Source organism: Pelomonas baiyunensis (assembly GCF_043555935.1).
Lineage (GTDB): Bacteria > Pseudomonadota > Gammaproteobacteria > Burkholderiales > Burkholderiaceae_C > Pelomonas > Pelomonas baiyunensis.
This window is the reverse complement of the sequence record NZ_JBIGIB010000001.1, coordinates 409,566-431,225: the sequence shown is the minus strand read 5'-3', so window position 1 is coordinate 431,225 and position 21,660 is coordinate 409,566. Positions and strand designations below refer to the sequence as shown.

The 21,660-nt window shown below is 69.4% G+C and carries 24 protein-coding genes and 2 pseudogenes; 13 read left to right on the top strand and 13 right to left on the bottom strand.

The features are described 5' to 3' along the window. Positions 1-105 precede the first annotated feature (105 nt). The 3 genes and pseudogenes from ACG01O_RS01860 to ACG01O_RS01850 form a co-directional block, all read left to right on the top strand. Positions 106-228: pseudogene (locus ACG01O_RS01860) on the top strand (DNA polymerase III subunit beta); the annotation flags it as partial. Positions 229-458: 230 nt separating this feature from the next. Continuing rightward, the gene (locus tag ACG01O_RS01855) at positions 459-929 is read left to right on the top strand and encodes a MerR family transcriptional regulator (protein WP_394380692.1); all 471 of its coding nucleotides are present in this window, start codon (positions 459-461) and stop codon (positions 927-929) included. Between the two features lie 9 nt (positions 930-938). Next, positions 939-1,520: an RES family NAD+ phosphorylase gene (locus ACG01O_RS01850; protein ID WP_394380689.1), complete on the top strand. Its 582-nt coding sequence runs from the start codon at positions 939-941 to the stop codon at positions 1,518-1,520. Between the two features lie 54 nt (positions 1,521-1,574). On the opposite strand, the gene ACG01O_RS01845 is transcribed toward ACG01O_RS01850, so the two are convergent. The 5 genes from ACG01O_RS01845 to ACG01O_RS01825 all read right to left on the bottom strand — a co-directional run bounded on the left by ACG01O_RS01845 (position 1,575) and on the right by ACG01O_RS01825 (position 4,799). Beyond that, on the bottom strand, positions 1,575-2,036 hold the full coding sequence (locus ACG01O_RS01845; RefSeq protein WP_394380686.1) for a YccF domain-containing protein: 462 nt from the start codon (positions 2,034-2,036) through the stop codon (positions 1,575-1,577). A 223-nt stretch (positions 2,037-2,259) separates the two neighbouring features. After that, the gene (locus ACG01O_RS01840) at positions 2,260-2,532 is read right to left on the bottom strand and encodes a hypothetical protein (protein ID WP_394380683.1); all 273 of its coding nucleotides are present in this window, start codon (positions 2,530-2,532) and stop codon (positions 2,260-2,262) included. A gap of 67 nt (positions 2,533-2,599) precedes the next feature. Next, positions 2,600-3,061 (bottom strand): DUF1348 family protein, encoded by a 462-nt coding sequence (locus tag ACG01O_RS01835; protein WP_394380680.1) that lies wholly within the window; start codon positions 3,059-3,061, stop codon positions 2,600-2,602. A 126-nt stretch (positions 3,062-3,187) separates the two neighbouring features. Beyond that, positions 3,188-3,511, bottom strand: a complete 324-nt coding sequence (locus tag ACG01O_RS01830) for a hypothetical protein (RefSeq protein WP_394380677.1) — start codon at positions 3,509-3,511, stop codon at positions 3,188-3,190. A 103-nt stretch (positions 3,512-3,614) separates the two neighbouring features. Then, positions 3,615-4,799 (bottom strand): alkane 1-monooxygenase, encoded by a 1,185-nt coding sequence (locus tag ACG01O_RS01825; protein WP_394380674.1) that lies wholly within the window; start codon positions 4,797-4,799, stop codon positions 3,615-3,617. A 145-nt stretch (positions 4,800-4,944) separates the two neighbouring features. Between ACG01O_RS01825 and msrP the strand changes: the two genes are divergently transcribed. The 5 genes and pseudogenes from msrP to ACG01O_RS01800 all read left to right on the top strand — a co-directional run bounded on the left by msrP (position 4,945) and on the right by ACG01O_RS01800 (position 8,867). Further along, a complete protein-coding gene (gene msrP, locus ACG01O_RS01820) occupies positions 4,945-5,913 on the top strand; it encodes a protein-methionine-sulfoxide reductase catalytic subunit MsrP (RefSeq protein WP_394380671.1) in 969 nt (322 codons plus the stop codon). Next, on the top strand, positions 5,913-6,521 hold the full coding sequence (locus ACG01O_RS01815; RefSeq protein WP_394380668.1) for a protein-methionine-sulfoxide reductase heme-binding subunit MsrQ: 609 nt from the start codon (positions 5,913-5,915) through the stop codon (positions 6,519-6,521). The genes msrP and ACG01O_RS01815 overlap by 1 nt, the downstream gene beginning before the upstream one ends. 36 nt (positions 6,522-6,557) lie before the next feature. After that, positions 6,558-7,091, top strand: a pseudogene (locus ACG01O_RS01810) (FAD-dependent oxidoreductase); the annotation flags it as partial. A gap of 333 nt (positions 7,092-7,424) precedes the next feature. After that, positions 7,425-7,805, top strand: a complete 381-nt coding sequence (locus tag ACG01O_RS01805) for a dihydroneopterin aldolase (RefSeq protein WP_394382465.1) — start codon at positions 7,425-7,427, stop codon at positions 7,803-7,805. A 93-nt stretch (positions 7,806-7,898) separates the two neighbouring features. Continuing rightward, positions 7,899-8,867, top strand: a complete 969-nt coding sequence (locus ACG01O_RS01800; protein WP_394380665.1) for a hypothetical protein — start codon at positions 7,899-7,901, stop codon at positions 8,865-8,867. Between the two features lie 80 nt (positions 8,868-8,947). Here ACG01O_RS01800 and ACG01O_RS01795 read toward each other — a convergent pair whose 3' ends face one another. From ACG01O_RS01795 to ACG01O_RS01780, 4 genes are all read right to left on the bottom strand, one after another. Then, positions 8,948-10,153 carry an NAD(P)H-dependent flavin oxidoreductase gene (locus tag ACG01O_RS01795; protein WP_394380662.1) on the bottom strand — a complete coding sequence of 402 codons (1,206 nt, stop codon included), beginning with the start codon at positions 10,151-10,153 and terminating at the stop codon, positions 8,948-8,950. Positions 10,154-10,254: 101 nt separating this feature from the next. Continuing rightward, positions 10,255-11,445 carry an NnrS family protein gene (locus ACG01O_RS01790; protein ID WP_394380660.1) on the bottom strand — a complete coding sequence of 397 codons (1,191 nt, stop codon included), beginning with the start codon at positions 11,443-11,445 and terminating at the stop codon, positions 10,255-10,257. Next, the gene (locus tag ACG01O_RS01785; protein ID WP_394380657.1) at positions 11,442-11,906 is read right to left on the bottom strand and encodes an Rrf2 family transcriptional regulator; all 465 of its coding nucleotides are present in this window, start codon (positions 11,904-11,906) and stop codon (positions 11,442-11,444) included. The genes ACG01O_RS01790 and ACG01O_RS01785 overlap by 4 nt, the downstream gene beginning before the upstream one ends. A gap of 21 nt (positions 11,907-11,927) precedes the next feature. Then, positions 11,928-14,198: a nitric-oxide reductase large subunit gene (locus ACG01O_RS01780; RefSeq protein WP_394380654.1), complete on the bottom strand. Its 2,271-nt coding sequence runs from the start codon at positions 14,196-14,198 to the stop codon at positions 11,928-11,930. A gap of 247 nt (positions 14,199-14,445) precedes the next feature. Here ACG01O_RS01780 and ttcA point away from each other — a divergent pair, with 247 nt between their 5' ends. The 4 genes from ttcA (at position 14,446) to ACG01O_RS01760 (ending at position 18,072) form a co-directional block, all read left to right on the top strand. Continuing rightward, a complete protein-coding gene (gene ttcA / locus ACG01O_RS01775; RefSeq protein ID WP_394380651.1) occupies positions 14,446-15,381 on the top strand; it encodes a tRNA 2-thiocytidine(32) synthetase TtcA in 936 nt (311 codons plus the stop codon). A 59-nt stretch (positions 15,382-15,440) separates the two neighbouring features. Further along, positions 15,441-16,064, top strand: coding sequence for a DUF4136 domain-containing protein (locus ACG01O_RS01770; RefSeq protein WP_394380649.1), 624 nt, complete (start codon positions 15,441-15,443; stop codon positions 16,062-16,064). An 81-nt stretch (positions 16,065-16,145) separates the two neighbouring features. Continuing rightward, complete coding sequence (gene glmU, locus ACG01O_RS01765; RefSeq protein WP_394380646.1) at positions 16,146-17,525, top strand: bifunctional UDP-N-acetylglucosamine diphosphorylase/glucosamine-1-phosphate N-acetyltransferase GlmU; 1,380 nt, start codon at positions 16,146-16,148, stop codon at positions 17,523-17,525. 118 nt (positions 17,526-17,643) lie between these two features. Next, positions 17,644-18,072 (top strand): hypothetical protein, encoded by a 429-nt coding sequence (locus ACG01O_RS01760; protein WP_394380643.1) that lies wholly within the window; start codon positions 17,644-17,646, stop codon positions 18,070-18,072. Positions 18,073-18,171: 99 nt separating this feature from the next. On the opposite strand, the gene ACG01O_RS01755 is transcribed toward ACG01O_RS01760, so the two are convergent. Next, the gene (locus tag ACG01O_RS01755) at positions 18,172-19,302 is read right to left on the bottom strand and encodes a BON domain-containing protein (RefSeq protein WP_394380640.1); all 1,131 of its coding nucleotides are present in this window, start codon (positions 19,300-19,302) and stop codon (positions 18,172-18,174) included. A gap of 175 nt (positions 19,303-19,477) precedes the next feature. Next, positions 19,478-19,981, bottom strand: a complete 504-nt coding sequence (mobB, locus tag ACG01O_RS01750; protein ID WP_394380637.1) for a molybdopterin-guanine dinucleotide biosynthesis protein B — start codon at positions 19,979-19,981, stop codon at positions 19,478-19,480. Positions 19,982-20,064: 83 nt separating this feature from the next. Here mobB and ACG01O_RS01745 point away from each other — a divergent pair, with 83 nt between their 5' ends. Beyond that, positions 20,065-20,556, top strand: coding sequence for a ferredoxin-type protein NapF (locus ACG01O_RS01745; protein WP_394380634.1), 492 nt, complete (start codon positions 20,065-20,067; stop codon positions 20,554-20,556). Here ACG01O_RS01745 and ACG01O_RS01740 read toward each other — a convergent pair. Continuing rightward, positions 20,527-21,174: a NapC/NirT family cytochrome c gene (locus ACG01O_RS01740; protein WP_394380631.1), complete on the bottom strand. Its 648-nt coding sequence runs from the start codon at positions 21,172-21,174 to the stop codon at positions 20,527-20,529. The genes ACG01O_RS01745 and ACG01O_RS01740 overlap by 30 nt on opposite strands. Before the next feature lie 9 nt (positions 21,175-21,183). After that, positions 21,184-21,660, bottom strand: a complete 477-nt coding sequence (locus ACG01O_RS01735) for a nitrate reductase cytochrome c-type subunit (protein WP_394380628.1) — start codon at positions 21,658-21,660, stop codon at positions 21,184-21,186.

Genomic DNA, 21,660 nt, shown 5'->3' with positions numbered 1-21,660 from the left:
CGTCAGATGGAAAGTGGACGCCCGCTCATGCACGTTGTGCGGAGTGGCGCCCAGAATGGCTTCACGACATAATCCAACTTAACGAACTTTCCAAACGAGGGTCGCATGATCGTCTTGAAAGCTCCCCCAGCCCCAGTGCTGCAGGCACTTCGAGCCGTGTCCGGCATCTTGGACAGACGGCACACGTTGCCCATCCTTGCCAACGTTCTGATTCGCGGCCGCGCCAACAACAACCTGTACGACGACGACTTCGCAATGCGCGGCACCCGAATGACGTCGGCGCAGAGCCCCCTGGCCTTCGCACCGCGCCTGACCGAGTCAGCAGGACCATCGATCAAGTTGGCATTCATCGGAAGTCTTGAATGGGTCCGGCGCTGCGTGCGCCAGCTGTCCGGCTTCTTCTGCGCGTCGAAGGTCAACGCGCGCAACGCGCCCTGAAGCGATAGATCCGTGTTGCCATGAAAACAGCCTTCTCCACACATCCTCTCGCACAAAGCTCGGCCCGCCCCTCCCGCGCACCCCGCCGCCCTTCACCCTATGTGTCCGCCGCGCAAACTCGATCGCTCCTTGCCGACAGCCTCGCTGTCCGCACCGAGCGCCTGCAGGCCGGCGACATGGTGACCACAGATCAAGCGGCCGAACTTGCAAGCACAACCCGCGTGACCATCAACGCCTGGATCGCCAAGGGCCGAGCCATTGGCCTGACCCAAACCCGACGCGGTTATCGGCTGCCGAAATGGCAGTTCGAGCCGGCGATTTGGGACTCGATCCCCCGCCTCGCCGACGCGCTGGGCACCAGCGAAGGCTGGGCGCTCCTGTCGTTCTTGGAGACGCCTTTGGGTGGCCTCGACGGCAAGACGCCTCGCCAGGCGATCGAACAGGGGGACACGCCCCGGGTTATCGAACTTGCAGCTGCGGAGGGCACCTAATCGATCCGCATGAAGCTTGCCGACCTCGAATTCACGCCCAGCTTTGATCTGCCTGCACCTGCCGTTCTCTATCGCATTCAGCGGATCCGAGCCCGCCGCGGCTCGATGCGAGTCGGGCGAGTCTTGCTGCCACCTGCCGATCTGCTCGGAGGCCGCTTTGACATTGCCGGTGTCGCCGTCGGTTATTTCGCAGAGGCGCCCGAGACGGCGGTGTATGAATCTCTCTGCCGCCGCGAGGCCACCAGCGTCTCGCTACGGACCGCTTCGCTGCGCACGCTGCTTTGCCTGCGAACAACCCAAATCCTCAACCTGCTCGACCTGCGCATGCACGCAAGCAGTTGGCCCGTCCTGCAGTCTCTGCGCCTAAGGCACACCCAAGAACTTGCTGCAGACGCTCACGCCCATGGGTTTGCGGGCATCGTGTATTGCTCGGCACAGCAACACAACATGCATTGCTACGCGCTCTTCGGAGACCCGCTGAACAGCCTTCGCGCCGTGTGGTCTGAGCACTTGACCGAGCCAGGCACAGGCAATCTGCACACCGTCTTGGCCGGTGCAATCAAAGGGTCTCAGGTGCCACTCGTACCTTGAACAAAGCGGCGCTGCGCGTGGCCGTGGCCACAGCGCCCCGTGTCCATCCCCCAATCAACGTCCCTGCCGCAACTCCGCCACCACCGCTTCGGCCGACTGCTGGCGCGCGGCGCGTGCCACCTCTTTGGACACGATGGTCTGGCCGATGGGGGCCAGGGCCAGGCCGGCCAGCTTCAGGTGCTGGATGCCGAACGAAATGCCCAGGATGGTGATGAAGCAAAACACCGCCGACGCCACATGGCCCAGCGCCAGCCACAGGCCAGCGAACACGAACCACACGATGTTGCCCAGCAGGCCCAAGCCGCCCGTGCCCACGTCGTCTTGCTGCGTCAGCACCTTGCGGCTGATGGCTTCCTTGCCGAAGGGCAGGAAGGCGAACTGGCCGATCACGAAGCAGGCCTTGGCCCAGGGAATGCCCACGACGGTGATCACCGCCACCAACCCGGCCGCCCACCAGCCCAGGCCCATGAAGAACCCGCCCATCAACAGCCACAACAGATTGCCAATCGCGCTCATCGAAACGTTATCCCGGTGCTTTGTTGGAGGACGCCGTCACCCCGGGTGACGGTCGCCGCAAAGCCGCGCATTGAACCCGCCGCGGGCGCAGCGGTTGATACGGTCAAACCCGGGGAGATGCCACCCCGACTTGGGCCACCCCGACCTGAGCCACCAAACGGGGGGGGGCACGTGCGGGCCACCCACAGCCCCCCCCCCCACAGGCCAGGCACCCGCACTGCCGTCAGGCCAAGGGCGCCGGCACGGCCCGCACGCAGTGCCAGGCGAAGTAAGCGGCTTTGGCGCGGGGCCGGCAGTAGCGCTGTTTCTTGAAGGTCAACCGCACGCGGCCGACCCAGGCGGCGTCGATGTCCACCGACATCACGTCGTCCACCGCGCAAGCCGGGTCGGGCAAGGTGCGTGCGGCCTGGGCCACGAACTGGCTCTGCACGCGCGCCAGGATGTCGTTCTCGGGGCCGCCCAGCGGCTGCGGAGGAAGGTGTTCAGGAACTTGCATGCGCCCGATGGTGCAGAGCGCCTGGCTCACAGCGTGAGCCCCCGGGCAACCCCGCCCCGCGCCCCACTCACAGGCCGAGTTCCGTCAGGCCCGGGTGGTCATCCGGCCGGCGGCCGAGCGGCCAGTGGAACTTGCGGTCCTGGGGCTGGATGGGCCGGTCATTGATGCTGGCGTGGCGGTGGGTCATGAGCCCCTGGTCGTTGAACGCCCAGTTCTCGTTGCCGTGGCTGCGGAACCAGTTCCCGGCGTCGTCGTGCCACTCGTAGACGAAGCGCACCGCGATGCGGTGGCCTTCAACCGCCCACAGCTCCTTGATCAAGCGGTAGTCCAGCTCGCGCGCCCACTTGCGCTCCAGCAGCGCCTGCGCCACCTCCAGCGCGCGGCGGTAGCACGAGGCCAGGAGCGCCGCCCCACCATGCCGGCCTCCACGCCAAACCGGGCCTACGCTGTGAATGATGTAGCGAGCCGGGAGTCGATGGCCGCCAGTGAGCTTGGCGTCACCGGTCTTGAAACCGCCCAGCAGTGACAAGTTGGCCGCGTGACGGCGGCGTCAATGCGCAGCGTGGTGATGTGGGCGCGCAGGCCGCGGAGAGTGGTGGGCATGGCAGGTCGGGAGTCTGAAGCGGCGGGCAACGCCCCACCCGATGCGCGGTCATCACGAATGCGGCAGCCCGTGCCTGCGCTCAACCACTCGCTTGCCGACGAACAAGCCTGCCGTACCCACCAACACCAGGGCTGACCAGGACGAGAACGGGATTCGAAAGAGAACCACCAGAAAGGGAAGCGCGAACAACCAAGCGCCGAAGGCGAGCATCAGCAAAGCGTGGCTGCGAGCCAAGCTCGGCATTTGATCGGGACGGGCTCCCTTGTAGGTCGTCAGCGCCCCGTACTTCTTTCGGACGCCGAGGTTGAAGGCTGTCCATATCGACCACAGGCCGGACAGCAAAAGCACGAGAAGGAGGACGAGAGGGATCGACACGCGCGGATTCCGCCCAAGGCGGCTCAACAAACTGACATCCATTGTTCACCGACACAGTCCGGAGCCCTCTCGCCCGGCTGCCCACACGATCCATCGGCGAGGCTCAACCGATGGACGGGCGCCATTCGCGCGCCAAACGCTCCCGCGCCCCAGGCTGCACGTTCGCCCGCGCCAAGTCGCCACCGTAATGCGCCATCACCCGCGCATCCATCAGCCAGTACCAAAGCGGCGGCACGTAGGCCACCAGCAGCAGGCCGGCGTAGCCGCTGGGCAGTTGCGGCGCCTGCTCGAAATGCCGCAGCGCCTGGTAGCGGCGCGCCGGGTGGGCGTGGTGGTCGCTGTGGCGCTGCAGGTGGTACAGGAACAGGTTGGACATGCGGTGGTTGCTGTTCCAGGAGTGCTCGGGCGCGCAGCGCTCGTAGCGGCCGTCTGCGCCCCGTTGGCGCAGCAGGCCGTAGTGCTCGATGTAGTTCACCACCTCCAGCAGCTGCGCGCCGTAGGCTGCCTGCACCAGCAGGAAGGGCAGCACGGCCCAGCCCAGCCAGGCCACCAGGCCGGCGTAGAGCAGCACGGTCATGGCCCAGGCCTGCAGGCATTCGTTGCGCCAGTGCCAGGGGCCCAGGCCGCGGCCGGCCAGGCGCTGGCGCTCCAGGTGCCAGGCCGAGCGCAGGCCGCCCACCACGGTGCGGGGCAGAAAGGCCCAGAAGCTCTCGCCCAAGCGGGCGCTGGCCGGGTCTTCCGGCGTGGCCACGCGGCGGTGGTGGCCACGCTTGTGTTCCACAAAGAAGTGGCCATACGCCACCGGCGCGAGCACAAGGCGCGACAGCCAGCGCTCCCACGCCGCGTGCTTGTGGCCCAGCTCATGCGCGGTGTTGATGGCCACGCCGTTGATGCCACCCACCGTCAGCACCAGACCCGCCAAGCCCAGCGCCCCGAGGCCGCCATGCACGGCCAGCCACGCGCCGTGCAGCGTGAGGCCGAACTGCAGCGGCACGAACAGCAGCAGCACCGCGAGGTACCAGCGGTCGCGCTCCAGTGCCGGCACCTGGGCCTCGGGCGGGTTGCTGCGGTCTTCGCCCAGCAGCCAGTCCAGCAGCGGAATCAGCGTGTACATCACCCCCGGCAGCGCCCACAGCCAGGCGACCTGACCGGTGCGCTCGGCTTGCCAGAGGTTCAGCCAAGCCAGGCCCGGAAACGCGCCGGACAGCAGCCACGCGTAGCGCTTGGCGTCATGCCACGCCGCAGCACCGGGCGGTGGCGTGGCGGATGAGGTGGGGTGGGCAGCCATCGGGCCATGCTCGGCCGTGGTGGGGTTGCCGTCAAGGACGGGAATGGTCGGGTTTACGCATGACCTCGGACACGCCAGCCGGCGCAGGTGTAAGTTCCGCCCACCTCTGGCCGACCCAAGAGCTAGCTTCACTGCGCTGCCCACCATGCTGATCAAGACCCCCTTTGCCCACGAGCCCCTGCCCAGCGAGATCACGCCGCAGGGTCTGTACCTGAACCGCCGCGCCGCGCTGGCCGGGTTGGGCTTGGCGGCGGCCTCGCCCCTGGCGCTGGCCCAAGGGGCCCCGGGTGGCGGCAAGTTGCCCAAGCTGCCTGGCACGCGCTCGGCGGTGCCCGGCGCCATCGTGCTGGACAAGCCCACCAGCTACACCGACGCCACCTCGTACAACAACTTCTACGAGTTCGGTACCGACAAGGCCGACCCCGCTGCCTACGCCCACACCCTCAAAACCCGGCCGTGGACGGTGAGCGTGGAAGGCGAATGCGGCAAGCCGCAGCGCTTTGACATCGAGGCGCTGCTCAAGCTCGTGCCCCTGGAGGACCGCATCTACCGCCTGCGCTGCGTGGAGGGCTGGAGCATGGTGGTGCCCTGGGTGGGCTACTCGCTGGCCGAGGTGCTGAAGAAGGTGGAGCCCACCTCCAAGGCCAAGTACGTGGAGTTCACCTCGCTGGCCGACAAGGCGCAAATGCCCGGCGTGCGCTCGGGCGTGCTGGACTGGCCCTACGTGGAAGGCCTGCGCATCGACGAGGCCATGCACCCGCTGGCGATGCTGGTGTTCGGCATGTACGGCGAGGTGCTGCCCAACCAGAACGGCGCGCCGCTGCGCCTGGCGCTGCCGTGGAAGTACGGCTTCAAGTCGGCCAAGAGCATCGTCAAGATCCGCCTCGTGGAGAAGGAGCCCGTGTCCAGCTGGACCAAGGCCGCCCAGCAGGAGTACGGCTTCTATTCCAACGTGAACCCCAACGTGCCGCACCCTCGCTGGAGCCAGGCCACCGAACGCCGCATCGGCGAAGACGGCCTGTTCGCCAAGAAGCGGCCCACGCTGATGTTCAACGGCTACGAGCCGCAAGTGGGCCAGCTCTACGCCGGCATGGACTTGAAGCGCAACTACTGATGAAGGCGGTGTTGACGCGCGCGCTGCTGCACCCAGCGGCGAAGGTGCTGCTGTTCCTGCTGTGCCTGGCGCCGCTGACGTGGCTGATCTACGCCGCCGCCACCAACCAGCTGGGCGCCAACCCGGCCGAGGCCTTGATCCGCCGGCTGGGCGACTGGACGCTGCGCGGCCTGTGGCTGGCGCTCACCATCACGCCGCTGCGCGAGCTGACCGGCCTGGCCGCATTGGCGCGCTTTCGACGCATGCTGGGCGTGTTCAGCTTCGTGTACGCCAGCCTGCACTTGCTGGCCTACGCCTGGCTGGACATGGGCCTGGCGCTGGACGACATCGCGGTGGACATCGCCAAGCGCCCGTTCATCCTGATGGGCTTCACGGCCTGGGCGCTGATGCTGCCGCTGACGGCCACCAGCTTCAACCGCGCCATCAAGGCGCTGGGCGCAAAGCGCTGGCAGACGCTGCACAAGGCGGTCTACGCGGTCGCGGTGATCGCACTGCTGCACTTCATCTGGATGCGCGCCGGCAAGCACAACTTTGCCGAGCCGGCGGTGTACGGCGCACTGCTGGCGGTGCTGCTGGGCTGGCGCGTCTGGAAGCGCCTGCGCCGATAATTTTTGGGTTTCAGCCAGCCCCCGTTCGCGCCCGCCATGTCCAGCACTGCTTCTTTTGATGTCGCCATCCTCGGCGGTGGCCCGGCCGGCTGCAGCGCGGCCTCGTGGCTGGGCCAGCTGGGCCTGACCACCTTGCTGGTGGAGCGCGAAGCACAGCTGTGCGCGTCGCTGGCTGCGCTGGACTTTGCGCAGAACTGGGTGCTGGGCGACCCCGCCACCCGGCTGTGCGACCTGGCCGCGCAGTACGCCGCGCAGGCCAGCGCCACGCCGGGCCTGAGCCTGCGGCTGGGCACGCAACTGGAAAGCGCCCGCCACACAGCCGACGGCTGGGCACTGCAACTGGCCGGCGGCGAGCGGGTGCAAGCCCGCGCGCTGCTGATTGCGACGGGCCTGCGCCTGCTGCGGCCGGCGCGCTACTTCGCCTCTCCTCACGCCCGCGTGCTCGACGCCTCCGGCCTGACCGCCCAGCGCGACACCCTCGCCCCCGGCCGCGCGCTGCTGCTGGGCGCGGGCGACAACGCCGCCGAGAACGCCCTGCACCTGGCCGAGCGCGGCTTCGACGTGACGGTGTGGACCCGCAGCGGCTGGCGCGCGCAAACCCACCTGGTGGAGCGCATCGAGCGCCACCCGCGCATCACGGTGCGCCTGTCCACCCCGCTGCCCGACGCCCTGCTGCCCGACGCCACCGGCGTGAGCGTGGGCGCCGAGCGCTATGACGTGGCCGCCGTGCTGCTGGGCTTCGAGCCCGAGCCCTCGGCCTTCAGCCTGCTGGACGAGCACGCCCGCCAGCGCGTGTTCGTGGCGGGCGACGCCAGCGGCCGCTGGCACCCCTGCGTGCAAACCGCGCTGGCCGACGGCGTGCAGGCCGCCAAGCAGATCGAACAGGCCCTGCGCCCACAGGCCATGGCCGCACCGCAGCGGCACAACAACCGCCAGGTGATTCACCTGCAGGGCCTGCGCTTTCGGGCCAACCTCGGCGTGCTGGACTTCGAGCGCACCGGCCCGCAGCCGATTCAGGTGGACGCCGAAGTCAACCTCGGCGCGCTGCCCGTCGTCGCGCGCGACGCCGACATCGGCCACGTGCTGGACTACCGCCGCGTGCGCACCGCCATCATTGATGAATGCACCGCCGAGCACACCGACCTGGTGGAGGCGCTGCTGGGCAAGCTGTGCAACCGGCTGATGAGCCTGCCCGGCGTGGTGGGCGTGCGGCTGAAGCTGACCAAGCTGGAGATCTTTCCGGACTGCGAGGTGGCCATCAGCACCGAACTGGGCGCCTGGTAAGCACAAGCTTTGATGTGCGGCAAACGCCGCGCACCAGCTATTGACGCAGGTTAAGGACGGCCCCGCCCCGTGCACCGAGCATTGGGGCCGTCCATGTTGCACACCCCGCACGTCAGTTGCTGCGCCAGCCTCCGCCAAGCCTTGCTGCAAGGCTGGCAGCAAGGCTTTCCGCTGCACGCCTCGCCGTTTCGGCAAATGGCGGCCCGCAGCGGCGCCACGCCGCGCGAGTTGCTGGGCCTGTGCCAGGACTTGCACCGTCAGGGCGCGCTGCAGGCCATCTTGCCGCGCTGGGGCGACGGCCTGCGCCGCCAGCGTTGGCGCCTGGCGTTTGCACAAACTGCCGACGAAGCGCGCCTGCATGCCGCCCTGCTCGCCCTGCCCGGGTGCTTCCATGTGGAGCGCAGCACGGCGCCGCAGCCGGGCTTGCCCGCGCTGTGGGCCGAGCTGGAAACCCTGAACACCCAGGCCCTGGCGCTGCAACTGCAACGCCTGCCGCACCCGCCCGTGGCGCGCTGGCTGGCGCCTGAGCCCGCGCCAGCCGACACGGCCGATGCCGCGCTGCACGACGCCGACGACCTCGCCACCGCGCGCCAACTGGAGCGCGGCTTGGCGCTGTGCTCACGCCCCTACGCCGACTGCGCACGCCACATCGGCTGCAGCGAGCTCAAGCTGCTGGCCCGCCTGCAGGCCTGGCGGCGCACCGGCGTGCTGGCCGACATGACGCTCAAGCCGCCGCCCACCCGCGTGCCGCAACCCGGCATGCTGGCCCTGTGGACTCACGCGCCCGCCACGCCGGCGGCCGTGCAGCGCTTGCAAGACCACCCGGGGGTGGACCGCGTGATCGTCGGCCCCGCCGCTTCAACAGCCCCCGGCGCCGTTGACAGCGCCTGGCCCTGGGCGCTCAGCGTGGTGCTGCAAGCCGCCCCGCAATTGGCCCTGGATCAACTGCGCGAAACGCTGGCCCACACCGGCGTGCGCACGCCGGACTTCAGCATCCCGCTGGTGATTGAACAGCCCCGCGACCAGGCCCTGCTGTTCCAGACCGTGCCCGCCACCGCCTGACGCGCCAAGCGCTGGGCCCCGCCGGTCCAGCCACTCCGACCAGGTGGAACAGGCCGGCCTGGGCCGGCCCCGCCCCGCCGTCAGGCCGGCGTGCCCACCGGCACACCCGGCGTCAGCAAGCGCTCCAGCAACTGGCGCACGGAGGTGATTTGCGTACCGAACGGCAGTGCCCCGCGGCCGCGGAAGAACAGGCCCTTGGCCATGTCGCCGCGCAGCGCGGCAGCCAGGCGTTGGTCGATGCAGAACTGGCCCCAGCCCTTGAGGCCGTCGCGCAGGCCGCACTGGCTCAGGCAGTCGAACGCCATCGTGCAGCGCTGCTTGAGCTGCACCACGGCCTGCAGCCGCTCCTCGGCCTTGAGGTACTTCTTGAGCCACGGCGTCATCACCGCGCGGGCCGGCAGGCCGGCCACGCTGGTGAACTCCATCAATTCGTCGTCACGCGCCTCGGCCAGCACCTGCTTGAAGTTCGGGTGGGCATCGCATTCCTCGGTCACCACGAACGCGGTGCCCAGCTGCGCTGCATCGGCGCCCAGCGACTGCAGGCGCAAGATGTCTTCACAACTGCGCACCCCGCCCGCGGCAATCAGCGGCACGCGACCTTCCAGGCCGGCATCACGGATGTGCTGACGCACGGCGGGCAGCACGGTCTCGAAGCTGAAGCGCGCGTCGCCCACGTCAGCCACCTTGGCCGCCCCGAGGTGGCCAGCCGCATGGCCCGGGTGCTCGATGACGATGGCGCTGGGCAGGCGCTGGCGGCGCTCCCACTTCTTCCACAGCAGGGCCACGCCGCGCGCGTCGCTCAAGATGGGCACGAGCGCGGTGTCCGGGTGGTCTTGGGCCAGCTCCGGCAGGTCCAGCGGCAGGCCGGCGCCGCAGACGATGGCGTCAATGCCTTCCTGCAGCGCGGTGCGCACGCTGGCGGCGTAGTCGCTCACCGCCCGCATCACGTTCACGGCCAGCAAGCCACGGCCACCGGCGAGCGCCCTCGCCTGACGGATTTCGCGGGCCAGGGCTTCCTGGTTGGCGTCTTGAATGAGGCCCTTCTTCCGCTCGTCGCCGTCGCTCATGCCTTCGGTGCGGGCCATCAGGTCGGGGTGGTGGCGCCGCAAGTCCACCGAGGCAATCGTGCCCCAGGCGCCTTGCGCAGCCACGCTGCCGGCCAAACGGTGCGCCGAGATGCCCACCCCCATGCCGCCTTGCACGATGGGCAGCAGCTGTCGGCCGCGGATCTGCAGGGGCTGGAGGCCGGCGGCCGCAACGCGGTCCAGCAAGGGGCTTGAGGTCATGGCACAGGCTCGGGCGGTTGAAGGAGGCGCCATGCTGGCGCGGCTGAACTCGCACCGCTTTGATGCGGTGCAAACATTGGTGAGATTGCTCAGGCGGAAGCTCAGCCGGGCCGGCCGTCCAACCGGGGGCGCGACAGCACCGGCCAGTAGCGCACCGCGTACAGGCCAAACCCGGCGGACCACAGCAGTGCCGAGGCCAACACTGCCGGCATCAGCAGCGCGGGCGCCAGCAGCGGCACGCCCACGCGCACCGCTGCGGCGGCCGCCACGGCGAGGTAGCAGGCCACCTCGTACCGGTCAGCCTTCAGCGGCCGGCCGGTGTGGCCGCGCGCGGTGCGGGTGATCATGCCGATGACCAGGCCGCCCACGGCGCCCACGGTCAGCGCATGCGTGCCCAGCGAGGCCGGCACCCAGCCGAACGCCGCCGCCGCCCGCAGGCCCAGGTGCACCGGCACCCATGCATAGGCCAGGTGCAGCACCCACACCAGCGGCGCGCGGCCGGTGCGCCACGGGCGCCACAGGGCCCAGCGCAGGCCGTGAGCCAGGCCGGCGGCGCCCGCCACGGCGGCCACCACGGGCCAGGGCAGGTCGGCCGCATCGGCCACGCCCAACACCAGCAGCGCGCCCAGGGCCACGCGCTCCACCGCCGGGCGCCGCTCGGCCCCGGCGCCGGGCACGCCGTTGTTGGTGAACATGGGAATCACGCGGCCGCCCATGACGGCCAGGATGAACAGCACCACATCCAGCGCCACCCCCACCGCACGATGGGGCGCTGCAGACAGCACCCCCAGTTGGGTCAGGTGCAGCACCGCGGCCGCGCCGGCCAGCAACAACAGCAGGCCTACGAAGAAGTAATTGCGCCGGTTGCGCGCGCGCCAGAACGGCGCGGCCAGCGCGCCGGCTGCGGCCAGCGGAAAGGCCACGTTGGCCACGGCCGCCGCCACACCCCAGGGCGTGAGCACCAGCACGCGCGCCGCCAGCCACAGCGCCACCAGGGCCGCCAAAGGACGCCCGGTGGGGGTGGGCTGGTTCGTCCAGTTGTGGCCCGCCGTGAACAAGAACCCCACGATGACCGCCAGCGCGAAGCCGAACAGCATCTCGTGGGCATGCCACACCGGGCCGGAAAGATAGGGCTGGCCCAGCAGGCCCGAGAACTGCAGTGCCCACAAGGGCACCGACAGCGCCGCGAACACGCTGGCCAGGAAATAAAACGGCCGGAATCCGAGCGCCAGCCACGCGGTGCCCGTGCGGGCCGCCGGGGCCGGCTCTTCCAGCCGGAGCAAGGGAATCATGCAGTCCACTCCGCGCGGGGCAGGTTCAGAGGCAGGTGCAGCACCTGCGCCAGCGCCTGGCGGTTGGCGGTGATGTCGGCCACCGTGTAGCCGTCCAGCACCGCATGAAAGGCCTCCACCGCCTCGGCCAGCACGCCCTTGAGCCGGCACTGGCCGACGATGGCGCACGGCGTGGCCTTGGCGGTGAAGCATTCGGCGGGCAGGTCCTGCCCTTCCGCATCACGCACCACCTCGCCCACGCGAATCTGCTCCGCCGGGCGGGCCAGCGTGAGCCCACCGCCCTTGCCGCGCACCGTGGCCACCCAGCCGCGGCGGGCCAGGTGGTGCACGACCTTGGTCAGGTGGTTGGGCTTGATGTCGTAGGCCGCGCAGATCTCGGCCACCGTGGCACGGCGGTCGGGGTCAGCGGCCAGGAACATCAGCACACGCAGGCTGTAGTCGGTGAAGGCGGTGAGCTTCATGCGGGAAGGGGCAAGTCCGGGTCAGCGCCCGCGGGCCGGTGCGGCGCCCGTGGGCAGGGTTTCAGCCGCCGGGCGGCGCAGCAGGAACAGCGCATACACGGCCAGGAAGACGCTGCCCGCGGCGAAGACGATGTCGCCCGGCACGCGCAGCCACACCAGAGTCTCCATCACCGGCGAGTGGATGACCGCCGGCGACCGCGCAAACCACAGTCCCGTGGTGATGCTGTGATAGGCCTGATAAATGCCCGCCGGCAGCAGCGACATGAACACCATCATCGCCAGGCCGATGTTCAGGCTCCAGAAGGCGGGCTTCAAGAACCGGTCGGCATGCAGCGAACGGGCAAACAGGCCGCGCAGGCAGAACAGCATCAGGCCGATGCCCAGCATGCCGTACACGCCGAACAGCGCCGCGTGGCCGTGGGCCGCCGTCATGTTCAGGCCTTGCACGTAGTACAGCGAGGCCGGCGGGTTGATGGCAAAGCCCAGCAGGCCTGCGCCCACCGTGTTCCAGAAGCCGACCGCCACGAAGCTCAGGATGACCCACTTGTAGGCGCCCAGCCAGGCCACGCCTTGCGAGCGGCGGTAGGTTTGCAGCGCTTCCAGACCGATCAGCGTGAGCGGCACCACTTCCAGCGCCGAGAACACGGCGCCCACGGCAATCACCGAGGTGGGCGTGCCCGTCCAGTACAGGTGGTGCAGCGTGCCCAGGATGCCGCCGAACAGGAACACGATGGTCTCGGCAATGATGGCGCGGTTAGCCGATTCGGCACGCACCAGTCCCAGGTTGGTGAAGATCAGCGCAACCACGGCGGTGGCGAACACTTCAAAGAAGCCCTCCACCCACAGGTGCACCAGCCACCAGCGCCAGTACTCGATCATCGAGTAGTGGGTGTGCTGGCCCCACATCAGCGACGACGCATAGAAGCCGCCGATGCAAGTGGCCGACAGGAACACCATGGCGATCAGGCCGCGGGTTTCAGACGGCTTCTTCAGTGCCGGCCACAGAGCCCGGCCCAGCAGGAACACCCAGAACAGCAGGCCCACAAACAGCAGCACCTGCCAGAAGCGGCCCATGCTGGTGAACTCCAGGCCCTGGTTGCCGAACCAGAAGCTGAAGTCCACACCCCGGTGCTGCAGCGTGCCCAGCCAGCCGGTGATCGTCGAGCCGAGCACCACGACGATGAGCGCCCAGAACAGCGCGTCCACCCCGAGCTTTTGCAGCTTGGGCTCGCGGCCCGACAGCAGCGGCGCCACGTACAGGCCGGTGGCGAGCCACGCGGTCGCGATCCAGAACACGCCGATCTGCGTGTGCACGGTGCGGCTGATGGTGTACGGCAGGATTTGCGCCAGTGGCAGGCCGAAGAACGACTGCCCCTCCACCGCGTAGTGCGCGGTGATGACGCCCATGCCGATCTGCAGCAGCATCAGCGCGATCACGATGAAGAAGTACTTGCGCGTGGCCTTCATCGACGGCGTGGCTTGCGCACCCAGCAGCGGGTCGGCCTTGGGCACCACCGCGGCGTCTTCGCCATCGCCCTTGTGCAGCCACAGCATGGCGGCAATGCCCGCCAGCAGCAGCACGATGCTGGCCATGCTCCACATGGCAGCCGTGGTGCTCATGGTATTGCCCACCAGTGGCTCATGCGGCCAGTTGCTGGTGTACGACAGGCCGGCTTCGCCCGGGCGGTCGGTGGTGGCGGCCCAGGCCGACCAGAAGAAGAACGCGGTCAACGCCTGGCGGCGCTCGGCGTCGGGCAAGGCATCGGCCGTCATGGCGTACTGCTCGCGCAGGGTGTCGAGCTGGGCGTCGTGGCCGAACAGGCCCTCGTAATGCGCGGCCACGTCACGGATGGCCTGGGCGCGCACGGCGCTCACGCGCACGGTGTTGCTGGCCTCGTCGAAGGTGTTGCGGCGCATTTCCTCGCGCACGCTTTGGTCCACCGCGGCACGCTGGGCGTCGCCCAGGGCCAGGCCGCTGCGTTGCTGCTCGGCCAGGCGCTTGTCCTTCAGCGCCACGGCTTCGCGGTGCAGCCAGTCGGCCGACCAGTCCGGCGCCACGTAGGCGCCATGCCCCCAGACCGTGCCCAGTTGCTGGCCGCCGGCCGACATCCAGGCCTGCTGGCCGAGCTGGATCTGCTCGCCGGTGAACAGCACCTCGCCGTCGGCGGTGAGCACGCGGCTCGGAATCGGCGGCGCCGAGAGATAGATCTGCCAGCCCAGGTAGCCCAAGGCCCCGAACGACAGCACAAAGATCAGCCCTAGCCAGCGCCAGAGCCTTGCGGTGGATTTCATGAATGCCTCCTTCCGGATGCCGGCTGCGCGAAGGCGCCGCCAAAACATGCATACAGAATGCATGAAATATAAAAACCGGGCCGGGCCACGGGTTTGACGCACATCAAACCGCCGGAAATTCCGACTTGCTGCGCAGCCCCATGCCCAGGCGGCTGCGCACAGGCCGTCGGGTTTGGGACAATCGCGCGCTTTCCCTCCCCGACTGCGAAGTCGCCACCAGCACCTCACCGGGTGCGTGATGAGCCCCATGTCCGACGTCCTCGCCCCCACTGCCCCCGCCACGCCCAGCGCCGAAGACCTCGCCGCCAAGAAGGCCGCGCACGAGATCAACAAGCTCTCCAAGCGGCTGCACCGCCAGGTCGGCCAGGCGATTGCCGACTTCAACATGATTGAAGAAGGCGACAAGGTCATGGTGTGCCTGTCCGGCGGCAAGGACAGCTACTCGATGCTGGACATCCTGCTGAACCTCCAGCAGCGTGCGCCCATCAAGTTCGATCTGGTGGCCGTGAACCTGGACCAGAAGCAGCCCGGCTTCCCCGAAGACATCCTGCCCAACTACCTCAAGACGCGTGGCGTGCCCTTCCACATCGAGGAGCAGGACACGTACTCGGTGGTGAAGCGCGTGGTGCCCGAGGGCAAGACAACCTGCGGCCTGTGCTCGCGCCTGCGCCGCGGCATCCTGTACCGCGTGGCGGGCGAGCTGGGCTGCACCAAGATCGCGCTGGGCCACCACCGCGACGACATCGTCACCACGCTGTTCCTGAACATGTTCTTCGGCAGCCGCATGAAGGGCATGCCGCCCAAGCTGGTGAGCGACGACGGCAAGAACGTCGTCATCCGCCCGCTGGCCTACGTGCAGGAGCCCGACCTCGTGCGTTGGGCCCAGCACCGCGAGTTCCCCATCATTCCGTGCAACCTGTGCGGCAGCCAGGAGAACCTGCAGCGCGTGCAGGTCAAGGCCATGATCAACGAGTGGGAAAAGCGCTACCCGGGCCGCATCGACAACATCTTCACCGCGATGACCAACATCGTGCCCTCGCACATGATGGACAAGAAGCTGTTCCCGTTCGAGACCATCAAGGCCACGGGCCAGGCCGACGCCGGCGGCGACATCGCGTTCGACGACGATGAATCTTGCGCGACGCCGTCGGCCAGCACCTCGGTGATCACGCTGCAACGCTGATTTACATCGGGGAAATCTGCGCGGGTCAGAATCGCTCCATCCCCAAGATGGAGGTGTTCATGAACCGCCGCCTGATCCTCACCACCCTGGCCGCCACCACCGCGGCGGCGCTTGCCGGCTGCGCCGGCCCCACCGCGTTCTCGGCCGACGTGTCCAGCTACGGCGCCTGGGCCGCCGGCCGCAAGCCCGGCACCTACGCCTTCGACCGCCTGCCCTCACAGCAGCAAAGCGAAGAAGCCGCCAAGCGCCAGGCCACGCTGGAAGACGCCGCGAAGGCCGCGCTGGAACGCGCCGGCTTCAAGCCCGCGCCTGACGCGAAAACGGCCGATGTGCTCGTCACGCTGGGCGCCCGCGTCACCGCCTACGACCCCGTGCCCTGGGACGACCCGCTGTGGTGGCGCTGGCGCGGCCGCCTGATTGCCCCGCGCTACGGCTACGCCCCGGGCTGGAGCGGCTTTGGCTGGCGGCACGACCCCTTCTTCGACCGCCGCTACGACCGCGCCGTGGCCCTGCTGATGCGCGACCGCGCCACCGGCGAAGCACTGTTTGAAACCCACGCCAGCAACGAAGGCTTCACCGCCGGTGGCGACAGCCTGCTCACGCCGCTGTTCGACGCCGCGCTGGCCGAGTTCCCGCAGGTCAACCCCAAGTCACACCGCGTCACGGTTCAGCTGCTGCGCTGAGCCCGGGCGCCGCGTGGCGCCTGCCCATAATCTCGCCTTTGTTCCAACACACCGTCGCAAGGCAGAGAAGGCAAGGCAGGCATGGCGCTCAACATCGTGATCATGGCCGCGGGCAAGGGAACCCGCATGAAGTCGGCAACGCCCAAGGTGTTGCACAAGCTGGCCGGGCGCTCGCTGCTGGGCCATGTGCTGGCCAGCTGCGAGCCCCTGGCGGCCGAAGCGCGCATCGTCATCACCGGCCACGGGGCCGACCAAGTGGAAGCGGCCGTGGCCGCCGAGGGCCTGAGCTTTGTGCGCCAGATGCCCCAGCTCGGCACGGGCCACGCGATCCAGCAGGTGGTGCCCGCGCTGCAAGGCGAAGGCACGACGCTGATCCTCAATGGCGACGTGCCACTGATTGAAACCAGCACCGCCCGCGCCCTGATCGACGCCTGCGCCGGCCACGCCCTGGTGCTGCTGACCGTGAACCTCGCCGACCCCACCGGCTACGGCCGCATCCTGCGTGATGCCGATGACGGCGGCGTGCTGGCCATCGTCGAGCACAAGGACGCCACGCCCGAGCAACGCCGCATCCACGAGGGCTACAGCGGCATGATGGCCGCGCCCACTGGCGCACTCAAGCGCTGGGTCAGCCAGCTCACCAACAACAACGCCCAGGGCGAGTACTACCTGACCGACATCGTCGCCATGGCCGTGGCCGAAGGCCTGCCGGTGCTGGGCATCCAGGCCCACAGCGAGATCGAGGTGCTGGGCGTGAACGACCCGGTGCAGCTGTCGCAACTGGAGCGTGCGTACCAATCGCGCCAGGCCGAAGCCCTGATGCGCGCCGGCGTGCGCCTGGCCGACCCGGCCCGCTTTGACCTGCGCGGCACGCTCACGCACGGGCAAGACGTGGAGATCGACGTCAACTGCGTGTTCGAAGGCACGGTGAGCCTGGGCGACGGCGTGCGCATTGGCGCGAACTGCGTGATCCGCAACGCCACCATCGCGGCCGGCGCCCGCATCCACGAGTTCACCCACATCGACGGCGAGAAACAAGGCGCCAGCGTGGGCGAAGGCGCCCTGATCGGCCCGTTCTCGCGCCTGCGCCCCGGCGCGCAGCTGGGCGCTGAAGTGCACATCGGCAACTTCGTGGAAGTGAAGAACTCGACGCTGGCCAAGGGCGCCAAGGCCAACCACCTCGCCTACCTGGGCGACGCCACCGTGGGCGAGCGGGTGAACTACGGCGCCGGCGCCATCACCGCCAACTACGACGGTGCCAACAAGCACCGCACCACCATCGGCGACGACGTGCACGTGGGCTCCAACTGCGTGCTGGTGGCCCCGGTGACGCTGGGCGCGGGCGCGACGATTGGCGGTGGATCGACCATCACCAAGGACGTCAACCCCGGCGACCTCGCCGTGGCGCGCGGCAAACAGGTGGCGCTGGCCGGCTGGACCCGCCCGACCAAGAAGCGTTGAATAGGCCGGTCTTTGTGACTTAGTTCCGGGGACGCCGTTGCAGCGCCGGGAATCGGGGGGCGCACCGCCACCCACCCCGCCGTTACGATCGGTCGACCCAGGAACGCTTCTGCAGCCCATGGCCCACGAACTCGACTTTGCCGCGCTCTCGCTCGACGACGCCATACCGGCGGACTTCAGTGCGCTCGAAATCGCCCAAGCCCAGGCCGACGCCGAGGCCCAGGCCGCCCGCAGCCGGGCGTTGGAGCTCAAGGCCCAGGCCTGCGACAACGCCGCAGACGCCTGCTGGTACCTCGCCCGCAGCCTCGGCGCCGCGCGCGACCTGCCGCAAAACGGCGAGGCCAGCCTGGAACTACTGTTTCAGCTGATCGGCGCCCTGGCCGACTTGCCGACCGACATCGCCAGCGCCCCGCTGCCCGAGGTGGTGGGCGGCCGCGACGACGGCATCACCGAACTCTGCCTGCAACTGGAAAACGCCCGCGAAGTGGCACAAGACGCGCTGATCCAGGCCGACTTGGCCCCGGCACGCACGCAGCACTGCCACTGACCCCGGCACGCACTGCACACGCCAAAGGCGCCCCGAGGGGCGCCTTTTTCTTGGGTGCGTGAGGGCGCTGCGGGGTGTTGCAACACCTTCACGCGCGCATCAAGCCCCCGTGGCGGCCGACGCCGGCCCGCTGGCCACCGCCGGCAGGCTCAGCCGGTTGTCCACCGCCTTCACGCCTTGCGTGGTGGCGGCCAGCACGCCGGCACGGTCACGCGCGGCGGGGTCGGGCGCCTGGCCTTCCAACTTCACCACGCCGCGGTCGGTGCTCACCACGATGCCCAACCCGGCCAGGCGGGCGTCCGTGGCCAAGGCCTGGCGCACCTGCTGGGTGATGCCGGCATCAGCCGGGTCCGGCGTGACGGCGGGCGCCGCCGCCACGACAGGGGCTGGGGCCGCTGCGGCCGGTTCCGAAGCGGCCGCAGGCGCTGCCGCCACGGTGGCCGGCGGGGTGGACGCTGACACCGGAGGCACCGTCATGGGCTGGACCGGGCTCACCGCGGGTGCCGGCGCCTGCGCCACGGTCTCCGGCTGCACGCGGGCCAGCGGCTGCGCCTCGCTCAGCCGGCGCTGCAGCGTGGCCACAGCGGCCGGTTCCGCTGGCACCTCCGTCACGCGCTGCGTGGGCACGCCACGCGTCGGGAGGCTGTCTTCCGAGGGCCGAGTGGGCACGGCCGTCGGGGCCGCGATCGGGGAGCGGGTCGGGGCGGCGTCCGCGGTCGGCGTCGTGCCGCTCGTCACACCTGCGGCGGGCGGTGCCGTTTTCAATTGCTGGTCGGGCGACACCGGCAACTCGGGCGGTGGCGTCCAGCCCGCCACCTGCGTGGCGGATGTCGACAACGGAGAAGCCGGATCGCGAGTGGCGCGCTGATGCGACACGGCCAGCGCCGACACCCCCACCACCAGCACGCCCACGCCGGCGGCCAACGCCCAGCCCGGCATGCCCGGCACCACGGCCGCCGGCTCCCGGTGAACCGGGCCGGCGCCGATCACACGGCTGGGCGGGTTCGCGACCCAAGGGAACGGCGTGTGCAGGCCCAGTGGCTTGGCCCCGGCGCGCAGCATGCGGTGCGGGCGGTGGGGCGCCCAGCGGCTGGCGCCACCGTGCGGGGGCAGGGTCGCGGCTGACAGCGGCGTCGCGCCGGAGCGTGAAACGGGCGCCACGCCGTCCGTCGGCGTGGTGTCGATGTGCCGGCCCCAGCCTTCAGCGTGCAGAGCATGGTTGAACTTCATCGCGGCCTCCTGTGTCTGATCGACGAGTTGCAGATGAGTTCATGGTGGCCAGCGCGGCGCGCCGCGCGTGCCGGCTTCAACCCACTCGGCCTGTAGGACGAGCGGCGCCCCCGGTTGCAAGGTGTGAGCGACGTGTCCAGGCGCTGCACTCAGCGCAAACGGCGCCCCGGCGGAATCAAAGCGCGATCGGCGCCGCGGTGTCCCAAATGAACCGGGCCATGCCGGCCACGTCCGTCAGGTTCCATTGCGGCAGCGGGCAATCCGGCACGGCCGCGTCGCTGGCCAGGGCCACGATGCCCGGCCACTCGGGCCACAGCGGCGTGGCACCGTGCGCGGCGCGCCAGACCTCCAGCTTGGGAAAGTCGCCGCTCTTGAAGCCCTCCACCAGCACCAGGTCGCAGGCCTGGATGCGGCTGAGCAGGTAGGGCAGCTCGGGCTCGGGGTCGCCGCGCAGCTCGTGCATCAGCGCCCAGCGCGTGGCACCCAGCAGCAGCACCTCCTGGCAGCCGGCCTCGCGCAGGCGGAAGCTGTCCTTGCCCGGGCGGTCCACCTCGATGTCCTTGTGGCTGTGCTTGATCAGCGACACCCGCCGCCCCGCGCGGGTGAACTCGGGCACCAGCCGCTCGAGCAGCGTGGTTTTGCCCATGCCGGAGCGCCCGGCAATGCCCATGACTTTCATGCCGGGCATCTTCGCGCAGCCCCAATGAACGTCGCTTGACCGCGCACAAGCCGCGGCGCGGTGGCGCCCCACAGAATGCCGCGATGGTCGACACACGCCGACGCTTCTTCCTGCGGGCCCAGCCCGCGCCCCCGGCCCAGCCGCGCCCGCCGGGTGCGCTGGCGGAAGGCGCTTTTCTGGACGCCTGCACGCGCTGCGGCGACTGCGCCACCGCCTGCCCCACCCAGGTCATCCAGCGAGGCGACGGCGGCTATCCGGTGCTCGATTTCTCCCGCAATGGCTGCGAGCTGTGCGGCGACTGCCAGCGGGCCTGCCGCGCGGGCGCCCTGCCCGGCTCCACCGCGCTGGGTGGCTGGCTGGCGGAGCTCACGCTGGCCCGCTGCCTGTCCAGCCGCGGCGTGGAATGCCGGCTGTGCGGCGATGCCTGCGAGCCGCGCGCACTGCGCTTCCGGCCCGGGGCGCGCGGCGTGGCGCTGCCTCAGCTGGAGGCCGAGGCCTGCACGGCCTGCGGGCACTGCGTCGGGGTGTGCCCGACGCAGGCGCTGTCAGTGCGACGCCGGCCCCTGGGCGGCTGAGGCCGCCGACGAGCCGGTGGTGGCCGGCAGCGTCACCTCACCGGCCTTGTGCTCACCGATGGGCTGGGCGATGGGCGGCAGGCTGTGGGCAATGCCCTTGTGGCAGTCGATGCAGGTCTGGCCTTGCGTGAACGCCACCTGGTGGCGGGTCGACGCACGGCTGTTCTGCTCGGCGTAGTCCATGTAGTTGAAGTTGTGGCAGTTGCGGCACTCGTGGCTGTCGGTGCGCTTCATGCGGTCCCACTCGTGCTGCGCCAGTTCGGCCCGCTTGGCGTTGAACTTCTCCGGCGTGTCGATGGACCCGAGGATCTTGTGCAGCACCTCGTTGCTCGCCTGGATCTTGCGAATCATCTTCGGCCCCCACTCCTTGGGCACATGGCAGTCCGGGCAGGTGGCCCGCACGCCGGTGCGGTTTTGGTAGTGGATGGTGTTGCGGTACTCCTGGAACACGTTCTTCTCCATCTCGTGGCAGGAGATGCAGAAGGCTTCGCGGTTGGTCCACTCCATGGCGGTGTTGAAGCCGCCCCAGAACAGGATGCCGCCCACGAAGGCGATGGACAGAATCCAGAACTGCTTGGTGTGGGCAAAGGCCCAGAGGCGGTGGATGAGCTGCTTCATGGCGTGGCCTTACTGCATGCCCTTGGCACGCTCGTAGGTGTTGGGCACCAGCGGCTTGGCGTCGCTCTGCGGCACGTGGCACTGGGTGCAGAAGTAGCGGCGCGGGCTGACCTTGTCCAGCTCCACCCCGTCGCGCGTGCGGAAGTGGGTGACGCTGATCTTGGTGGCGCCGCTTTCCTTGGTCTTCTGCCAGGCGTGGCAGTCCATGCACTTGTTGAAGTTCTTGGTGACCTGGTAGCCGCTGATGGTGTGCGGGATCAGCGGCGGCTGCTGCACGAAGTCGCGCTCGCCCACCGGGTGGTCGCGCTCCTGGCGGTAGTTGTTGGGCGGGTTGTCCTGATTCAGCGGCGTGCCGCCGCGCAGGCCGTCCAGCTTCACAGCGGCTTTGTCGGCCACCTTGTCGGCCGGTTTGTCCACGGCCTGGGCGGAGAGCCCGGCAAAGGCCAGCAGCAGGGGCAGGCAATACAGCAGTCGGCGGAGTTTCAT

Coding starts and splice junctions, on each gene's coding strand:
- ACG01O_RS01855 (WP_394380692.1), top strand. CDS start 459: ATGAAAACAGCCTTCTCCACACATCCTCTCGCACAAAGCTCGGCCCGC.
- ACG01O_RS01850 (WP_394380689.1), top strand. CDS start 939: ATGAAGCTTGCCGACCTCGAATTCACGCCCAGCTTTGATCTGCCTGCA.
- ACG01O_RS01845 (WP_394380686.1), bottom strand. CDS start 2,036: ATGAGCGCGATTGGCAATCTGTTGTGGCTGTTGATGGGCGGGTTCTTC.
- ACG01O_RS01840 (WP_394380683.1), bottom strand. CDS start 2,532: ATGCAAGTTCCTGAACACCTTCCTCCGCAGCCGCTGGGCGGCCCCGAG.
- ACG01O_RS01825 (WP_394380674.1), bottom strand. CDS start 4,799: ATGGCTGCCCACCCCACCTCATCCGCCACGCCACCGCCCGGTGCTGCG.
- msrP (WP_394380671.1), top strand. CDS start 4,945: ATGCTGATCAAGACCCCCTTTGCCCACGAGCCCCTGCCCAGCGAGATC.
- ACG01O_RS01815 (WP_394380668.1), top strand. CDS start 5,913: ATGAAGGCGGTGTTGACGCGCGCGCTGCTGCACCCAGCGGCGAAGGTG.
- ACG01O_RS01805 (WP_394382465.1), top strand. CDS start 7,425: ATGGCCGCACCGCAGCGGCACAACAACCGCCAGGTGATTCACCTGCAG.
- ACG01O_RS01800 (WP_394380665.1), top strand. CDS start 7,899: ATGTTGCACACCCCGCACGTCAGTTGCTGCGCCAGCCTCCGCCAAGCC.
- ACG01O_RS01795 (WP_394380662.1), bottom strand. CDS start 10,153: ATGACCTCAAGCCCCTTGCTGGACCGCGTTGCGGCCGCCGGCCTCCAG.
- ACG01O_RS01790 (WP_394380660.1), bottom strand. CDS start 11,445: ATGATTCCCTTGCTCCGGCTGGAAGAGCCGGCCCCGGCGGCCCGCACG.
- ACG01O_RS01785 (WP_394380657.1), bottom strand. CDS start 11,906: ATGAAGCTCACCGCCTTCACCGACTACAGCCTGCGTGTGCTGATGTTC.
- ACG01O_RS01780 (WP_394380654.1), bottom strand. CDS start 14,198: ATGAAATCCACCGCAAGGCTCTGGCGCTGGCTAGGGCTGATCTTTGTG.
- ttcA (WP_394380651.1), top strand. CDS start 14,446: ATGTCCGACGTCCTCGCCCCCACTGCCCCCGCCACGCCCAGCGCCGAA.
- ACG01O_RS01770 (WP_394380649.1), top strand. CDS start 15,441: ATGAACCGCCGCCTGATCCTCACCACCCTGGCCGCCACCACCGCGGCG.
- glmU (WP_394380646.1), top strand. CDS start 16,146: ATGGCGCTCAACATCGTGATCATGGCCGCGGGCAAGGGAACCCGCATG.
- ACG01O_RS01760 (WP_394380643.1), top strand. CDS start 17,644: ATGGCCCACGAACTCGACTTTGCCGCGCTCTCGCTCGACGACGCCATA.
- ACG01O_RS01755 (WP_394380640.1), bottom strand. CDS start 19,302: ATGAAGTTCAACCATGCTCTGCACGCTGAAGGCTGGGGCCGGCACATC.
- mobB (WP_394380637.1), bottom strand. CDS start 19,981: ATGAAAGTCATGGGCATTGCCGGGCGCTCCGGCATGGGCAAAACCACG.
- ACG01O_RS01745 (WP_394380634.1), top strand. CDS start 20,065: ATGGTCGACACACGCCGACGCTTCTTCCTGCGGGCCCAGCCCGCGCCC.
- ACG01O_RS01740 (WP_394380631.1), bottom strand. CDS start 21,174: ATGAAGCAGCTCATCCACCGCCTCTGGGCCTTTGCCCACACCAAGCAG.
- ACG01O_RS01735 (WP_394380628.1), bottom strand. CDS start 21,660: ATGAAACTCCGCCGACTGCTGTATTGCCTGCCCCTGCTGCTGGCCTTT.